The sequence below is a fragment of the Clostridium sp. AT4 genome, from assembly GCF_001517625.2.
GTDB lineage: Bacteria > Bacillota > Clostridia > Lachnospirales > Lachnospiraceae > Enterocloster.
On record NZ_LN999822.1, the window covers coordinates 1 to 6881 of the forward strand.

At 42.2% G+C, this 6881-nt stretch carries 8 protein-coding genes and 1 pseudogene; all 9 read right to left on the reverse strand.

From position 1 onward, the window contains the following. Nucleotides 1-17: 17 nt before the first annotated feature. A complete protein-coding gene (locus tag BN3656_RS00005; protein ID WP_055228723.1) occupies nucleotides 18-341 on the reverse strand; it encodes a MobC family plasmid mobilization relaxosome protein in 324 nt (107 codons plus the stop codon). Then, nucleotides 341-583 (reverse strand): hypothetical protein, encoded by a 243-nt coding sequence (locus BN3656_RS00010; RefSeq protein WP_055228721.1) that lies wholly within the window; start codon nucleotides 581-583, stop codon nucleotides 341-343. Before BN3656_RS00010 ends, BN3656_RS00005 begins: the two co-directional genes overlap by 1 nt. 16 nt (nucleotides 584-599) lie before the next feature. Beyond that, nucleotides 600-785 carry a hypothetical protein gene (locus tag BN3656_RS00015; protein ID WP_055228720.1) on the reverse strand — a complete coding sequence of 62 codons (186 nt, stop codon included), beginning with the start codon at nucleotides 783-785 and terminating at the stop codon, nucleotides 600-602. A gap of 1044 nt (nucleotides 786-1829) precedes the next feature. Next, complete coding sequence (erm(B), locus tag BN3656_RS00025) at nucleotides 1830-2567, reverse strand: 23S rRNA (adenine(2058)-N(6))-methyltransferase Erm(B) (protein WP_066542830.1); 738 nt, start codon at nucleotides 2565-2567, stop codon at nucleotides 1830-1832. Nucleotides 2568-2691: 124 nt separating this feature from the next. Continuing rightward, the gene (locus BN3656_RS00030) at nucleotides 2692-2775 is read right to left on the reverse strand and encodes a 23S rRNA methyltransferase attenuation leader peptide (protein WP_018451764.1); all 84 of its coding nucleotides are present in this window, start codon (nucleotides 2773-2775) and stop codon (nucleotides 2692-2694) included. A 226-nt stretch (nucleotides 2776-3001) separates the two neighbouring features. Beyond that, nucleotides 3002-3565 (reverse strand): annotated as a pseudogene (locus BN3656_RS00035) (IS256 family transposase); the annotation flags it as partial. Between the two features lie 267 nt (nucleotides 3566-3832). After that, nucleotides 3833-5260 carry a hypothetical protein gene (locus tag BN3656_RS00045; protein WP_055228728.1) on the reverse strand — a complete coding sequence of 476 codons (1428 nt, stop codon included), beginning with the start codon at nucleotides 5258-5260 and terminating at the stop codon, nucleotides 3833-3835. 185 nt (nucleotides 5261-5445) lie between these two features. After that, nucleotides 5446-5712, reverse strand: a complete 267-nt coding sequence (locus BN3656_RS00050; protein WP_055228726.1) for a hypothetical protein — start codon at nucleotides 5710-5712, stop codon at nucleotides 5446-5448. After that, a complete protein-coding gene (locus BN3656_RS00055; RefSeq protein ID WP_066542834.1) occupies nucleotides 5702-6811 on the reverse strand; it encodes a relaxase/mobilization nuclease domain-containing protein in 1110 nt (369 codons plus the stop codon). The genes BN3656_RS00050 and BN3656_RS00055 overlap by 11 nt, the downstream gene beginning before the upstream one ends. Nucleotides 6812-6881: the final 70 nt, after the last annotated feature.

Consider the following 6881-nt stretch of genomic DNA (forward strand, 5'->3'; position numbering starts at 1 on the left):
ATAATCTATGGCGTGCCCTATGCCCGCCTTTGAAGATACCGCCTTAATGACTGCCATACTTTGTTCAGCTCCTCTCCATGCTTCCGCACTTCCGCTTCACTCGGCAACATTCCCCCCTCATTACACCGCTTTGCTATTTGGTTGAGGTTGTTCCCTATCCGTTTCAGTTCCGGGATAAGTTCCTTGATACCGTCCGTATTCACAATCTGCTTCTCCAGCACACAGGAAAGGATATACTCCTGCTGGTTCTTTCCGCTCTTTGAAATCTTCTCCTGTAACTGCTGGTATTCTTCTTCACTTACTCGGAATGATAACTGCTTAGGTCTGCTTTTATTCGCCATTATTCTTCCTCCAAATAAATGCACAACTCGACTTTATACATTCCACCGCCAATGATATTAAAATGGTCTACTTGCTTGTTTGCTATCTTCTTGAATGTATCAGATGCAAGAATATCCTCTTGTGCTGCTTCCTCGAAGTACGTCTTTACATATCCATGCTTTTCATGGTCGTATGGTTCTTGCTGGATTGATACGCAAGCCACACCGCCCTCATGCAATTTCAAAAAATTTCTTACTGTCACTTTTGTTTCCCTCCTGTTAATCAATTTCGGACAACTGTACTAACATGCTATCGCCGGTCTTGTCCGTTACCTTTATCGCATTTGCTCCGTCAAATTCCCACTTTACAGAACCTTCAACAAAATGGCTATCAATCCATTTCTGAATTTTCTTGGCTCTGATTTCTTTGTATTCCGCTATTGTTTTTGCTCCGCTGATTTTCATTTGCGACCTCACTTTCTTCGGTGCTACCACCGTCACATTATGAGCCTTTCGGCTCTGCTTCAAGGGGGATTGAAGGGGGGCTTGCCACCCTCACAAGTTCTAAAGTGGTAACACTTTAGGGAACTTGCAATATATCCGCTACACATATTATAGTATGGTGGTAGCACTTTTGTCAAGCGGATATATTCGTACGTATATTCTGCCAAGAATATAGTGAAGCTTACTTCCTCTTGGGCGGCTTTGGAAGTGTAGGAGGGAGACAGTCAAGGGCTTGTTTTTTATCTGCAATATGAGCTTCGGCTTGCCGATCAGCGAATGCAGCAGATAAAAAATGGTCGCAGACCACCCTTTACTTTCTTCCGCCGGAACGGACAATGAAGCACAGGGGGAAGTAACGGAACGGACGGACAGCCGTTTTCCCCTCCAGCATGATTGCCAACAAAAAAGAGTATCAAGGGTAAACGCTGCGGTCTATGACCGCCCTTGACACTCTTTTCCTTATGGCTTTGATGATAAACAAGGGGAAATGGCTTCTTGTGGCATTTCTGCCCCTGTGATATAATATCTAGCGTTGTCGCGCCCATTCTGGCAACAGAAAGGGGGTGTGTCTACGTGTCAGAAATTATATCTTTTCTTGTTTCCGTACTGGCAAGTGTAGTTGGCTACTATATTTGCAAATGGTTAGACGGAGATAGGAAACATATAAATATCAATATGCTGAATAAATAATTAAAAAAAAAAAAAATGTATAAAATACACAAAAATAAAAATTGCGGAGAAAATAGAGTGATACGTATAAAAAATATAATAATTGCGTAAACTTGATTTGCCTGAGAGCATATGCTATAATGGCAATAGCTAAGAAAAGATATAATGTGTCACGTAGACACAAAACGAACCCCCAGTAGCAGCCACTACTGGGGGTTCTTCTCATTTTACGGTTGAGCCTCCGTTAGGTTAGTTGTCGCTGTTATATCTAATAATTTATCTCCATTCCCTTTAGTAACGTGTAACTTTCCAAATTTACAAAAGCGACTCATAGAATTATTTCCTCCCGTTAAATAATAGATAACTATTAAAAATAGACAATACTTGCTCATAAGTAATGGTACTTAAATTGTTTACTTTGGCGTGTTTCATTGCTTGATGAAAATGATTTTTAGTAAACAGTTGACGATATTCTCGATTGACCCATTTTGAAACAAAGTACGTATATAGCTTCCAATATTTATCTGGAACATCTGTGGTATGGCGGGTAAGTTTTATTAAGACACTGTTTACTTTTGGTTTAGGATGAAAGCATTCCGCTGGCAGCTTAAGCAATTGCTGAATCGAGACTTGAGTGTGCAAGAGCAACCCTAGTGTTCGGTGAATATCCAAGGTACGCTTGTAGAATCCTTCTTCAACAATCAGATAGATGTCAGACGCACGGCTTTCAAAAACCACTTTTTTAATAATTTGTGTGCTTAAATGGTAAGGAATATTCCCAACAATTTTATACCTCTGTTTGTTAGGGAATTGAAACTGTAGAATATCTTGGTGAATTAAAGTGACACGAGTATTCAGTTTTAATTTTTCTGACGATAAGTTGAATAGATGACTGTCTAATTCAATAGACGTTACCTGTTTACTTATTTTAGCCAGTTTCGTCGTTAAATGCCCTTTACCTGTTCCAATTTCGTAAACGGTATCGGTTTCTTTTAAATTCAATTGTTTTATTATTTGGTTGAGTACTTTTTCACTCGTTAAAAAGTTTTGAGAATATTTTATATTTTTGTTCATGTAATCACTCCTGAAGTGATTACATCTGTAAATAAATACAGAAGTTAAACGATTTGTTTGTAATTTTAGTTATCTGTTTAAAAAGTCATAAGATTAGTCACTGGTAGGAATTAATCTAACGTATTTATTTATCTGCGTAATCACTGTTTTTAGTCTGTTTCAAAACAGTAGATGTTTTATCTACATTACGTATTTGGAATACCAACATGACGAATCCCTCCTTCTTAATTACAAATTTTTAGCATCTAATTTAACTTCAATTCCTATTATACAAAATTTTAGAGACCGTTTCAAGTTTTGTGTAAACGTTAAAAACTGATATAAGATTTGTGAATAGTTACAATGGGCAGAGCCGATTTTCCGGATTCTGCCCATATCTGCATTATACAGTAGTTTTTAGGCATGTCAATAAAACCTGCCTAAAATTGACTGCTTTACAGGTTCCGCCCTGCCAGACGTTCTTCAAAATAAATTTCAAGCTGGGAATGGATCTGTCCCCAGTCCTGCCTGTGTCCGGTCCATTTTTTCGTGATATCCATGGTTGCCAGATACAGCATTTTCAAAAGGCTGTCATCCGACGGAAATACCGCCTTGCTTTTAGTCACTTTCCGGAGCTGGCGGTTGAATCCTTCAATGGCATTTGTGGTATAAATCAGCCGTCTTACTGCCTCCGGATATTTGAAATAAGTGGACAGGGTTGCCCAATTATCATGCCAGGATTTATAGATTTTTGGGTACTTGGAATCCCATTTATCCTTGAACAGTTCCAGTTCATTTAAAGCGGTTTCTTCCGTCGGAGCTGCATATACAAGCTTCAGATCAGCCATCAGTTTTTTGATGTCTTTGTATGAAACAAACTTCGTTGAATTACGGATCTGATGGATGATACACTGCTGAATCTCTGTTTTTGGATAAACAGCCTCGATTGCCTGTGGAAATCCATTTAAACCATCAACGCATGCAATCAGGATATCCTCAACGCCTCTGTTTTTTAATCCATAATCAATCAACCTTACGAAAAAAACATAATAAAATTTTTATGTTGAATATTGTTATTCCATATGGATCTGCGTTTCTTTTAGGAACGTCTCTTGCAACACTATTTATAAAAAAAATATTGCCTATTAGCATCATTATTGGAATAATAACCTTGGCTTTAATATATTTGATAAATTATCTTTTTTTATCAAAATTCCTTCATTTTTCCTCAAATCTTCAGCAATAGACAATAGGGAAAAAGGAGTTATTAAATAACTCCTTTTTCCCTATATATTTTCATTGTTTATATCTTTCCACCACTTATAAACGGTATGCTTTGCAAGTCCTGTCTCTCGGATGCAGTCCGCTTTCTTTCCTGTCGGGTGGCTCTCCTGCCATTCTCTGACTGTCCGCTCTGCTGTTGGTCTGCCCTCTTTTACTACTTCGCCTATAACTTTCATATCCTCTTTTTTTCGCCTTGCAAGATATAAATGAGCCTCTTGTTTTCTGTAATTTCGCTTATTTGCTGGTATCGTAACCTTTGTGTTGTCCTCTATCCATTCCCGGCTTGCTATCGTTGACAGCCTTTTTCTGTCCCCTTTCAATGCCCGGAGAGCGTCTTTTACATCTGCCCGGCTGAAATGGTTGTCCTCGTCCTCGGTAAGGCTCTCTAAATGGTCCAGGAACGCATAGGCGTCTCTCCGTATCTTCTGCTCAGATATGCCACACTTCAAGCCATAAGAGCATAACGCCATAATGGAAAAGTAACGCCCTCCAGCTTTCACTTCCTCGGTTATTTTCCGTTTCCACCATTCATATAAAGCTTCGTTACATACCCACGTACCGCCCTGCTTCTTACTTTGCTGCTTCGGCTCTCCCTGCACGATCCGCTTCTCATACCATTCCGGGTACAGTTCCTTTGCTTCTTCCAGCGTAACGGTACTTCTTCTTCTCGGCTTCTCATACAACGGAGCAAGGTCTACCTTACAGCTCGGTATGCTGGCTTTTATGTCCTCCAGCGTGTAACGGTTCTCTGACAGCTTATAGGCTTTTACTGGGAAATCTGCACCCAGCTTCGACTGACTCCCTACACACCGAAACCCCTGATAAATTCCGGTTATATCCGGGCTGTCCGGACGGATAGAGCTGGTATCATTCCATAGCCGCCGGATAAGGGCTTCTTTTAGCTCCGCAAGCACTTCTTCCCTGTTTCGATACAACTGAACCGGCTCCTGCAAGAAATAGTAAAGATGTACCCCCTTGCCGGAGCTGACAAGATAAGTCGGACAAAGCTGCACACCATTCCCAAACTGCTTCAACAGGTTCTTTAACTGCTGTTTGCCTACATAGTCCACGTCCACCACCACCGCAAACAGCTCATGAGCGTTCTCTTTCGTGTGTGACTTTCCGTAAAAACTAATAGGCGGTATCAGCCCAAACCTATCCCCTACGACCTTATCCAACATTTTCAGACTATCATCAATTACCCACTGCCGGGTTCTTCCTTTGCCGGACGGTCTAATCTGTGTCGCTATAATATTGCCTTTTCCGTCCTCCGGCTCTTGCTGGAGACTGCCAGCCGGAAACAACTCCCGATAGAAATCATGAGGACTTACTTCCGGGTATCCCCTCTCCAGCATAAGGGCTTCTTTCTCCCGATAAGCAGACTTCCACTCATACCCTCTTTTATCTCTCCTTTTGGTGTATTTTGCCATAGTCTTTTACACCTCACTCCCTCTCGCCTTGACCGCTAATCTTATCAATAGGTTTTTGCACCCTTTTCTCTCAAGTATAAGGGAGTGCCTTTGGGGTGTCAATACCTACACCTCACTCCCTCTCGCCTTGACCGCTAATCTTATCAATAGGTTTTTGCACCTTTTTAATCTAACTAGATATATTTTCACCTACCAAACATGCTAGACGCTAGCATAAGAAATACTAAAATATTACAGACCATGCCACCCCAAAACAGGTACAGTTTCAAGCCCTCATATCTGAAAAAGCTGTTCTTACTTTCCTCCAGCTCCCGGAGTTTCTGCTTCATCACGCTCGTAAGTGTATCAGACTGCTTCTCAAGAAGCTTTGTCGCCCTCTGTATAGCCTCTATATTCGCCTGTAACGCCTTTCTAACCTCTTGGACGGTATTTTCCTTAACCTCATCTTTCAAGCTCCCAATCTCGCCCGATATAGCGTCTTGAAGCAATTCGTTGCTGTTCTTCAGTAGCTCTACGCTCTGCTTCAGCTCGCTGATGAGCTTCCTGTTCTGCTCTGCGTCTCTCTGCCTGTTCTGCTCTGCCCTTACTTGTTCTTGATTTGACTGCTTCATCAATTCCTCGCAGTTCTCGCTCGACATCGCCAACGCTTCTTTGAGCAAACTGTTTTCCAGCTCTGTCCGGCTCTGTCGGTTTAACTCTTGAAGTTGCTCTCTTGGACTGCTCTGCTTCTGCTGTTCGTGCATTTCTCTCAAACTCATGCTCCATGCTCTCCTTTCCGAAATCCATATTGTAGTATTTTTCCAGCTTGTTATCCCTGATTTTACAAGCCTTTTCTCCTGCCTGTTCCCTGGCTAAGTCGGTATATGTGATGTACTTATGGCTGTCCTGCCAGTCCACTCCGTACCCTCTTTCATTCATCAGCCGGATAAAGGTTTGCCGGCTGATCGCTGTTTCCTTACAGTCCAGTACCGCCAGGGCAATATCCTGCACATAACTTTTGACCTTTCCCTGCTCTGCTTGTTTCAAAAGCTGGTAGGTGTCTTTACTCCATGCCACCGTTTCTTCCCGGGCTTCTCCAGCAAATGTCTTTCCTTTCTCCGGCACATGCAAGCCCTGTTCCCTGCTCTGTTCGTTGCACCGTTCCTTTAAGTCTTTAAGGTCGTGCTTACTCCATTGGAGCTTATGACCGTTCTCATAATTTACGGAATTGACTATAAAGTGCGTATGTATATGCCCCTTGTCTATATGCGTGGCTATCAGAACTTCATGCCCTTTCCATGCCTTTGTATGCTCCGCCAGCTCGATAGCGTTCTTGTGAGCCTGCTCCGGGGTTATTTCCTCGTCCTCATGGTAGGACTGCACATAATGCTTATAGGTTCTTCCGTCTGTCTTGCCCCACAGCTCCTTTGTGGCTTGCATTTCTTCCTTGACTGTCTCCGGCTCACAATGCAGACCACTGACAAGCTTCTCCTCTGTCTTTTCTTTTTTCGTCACATAATCTATGGCGTGCCCTATGCCCGCCTTTGAAGATACCGCCTTAATGACTGCCATACTTTGTTCAGCTCCTCTCCATGCTTCCGCACTTCCGCTTCACTCGGCAACATTCCCCCCTCATTACACC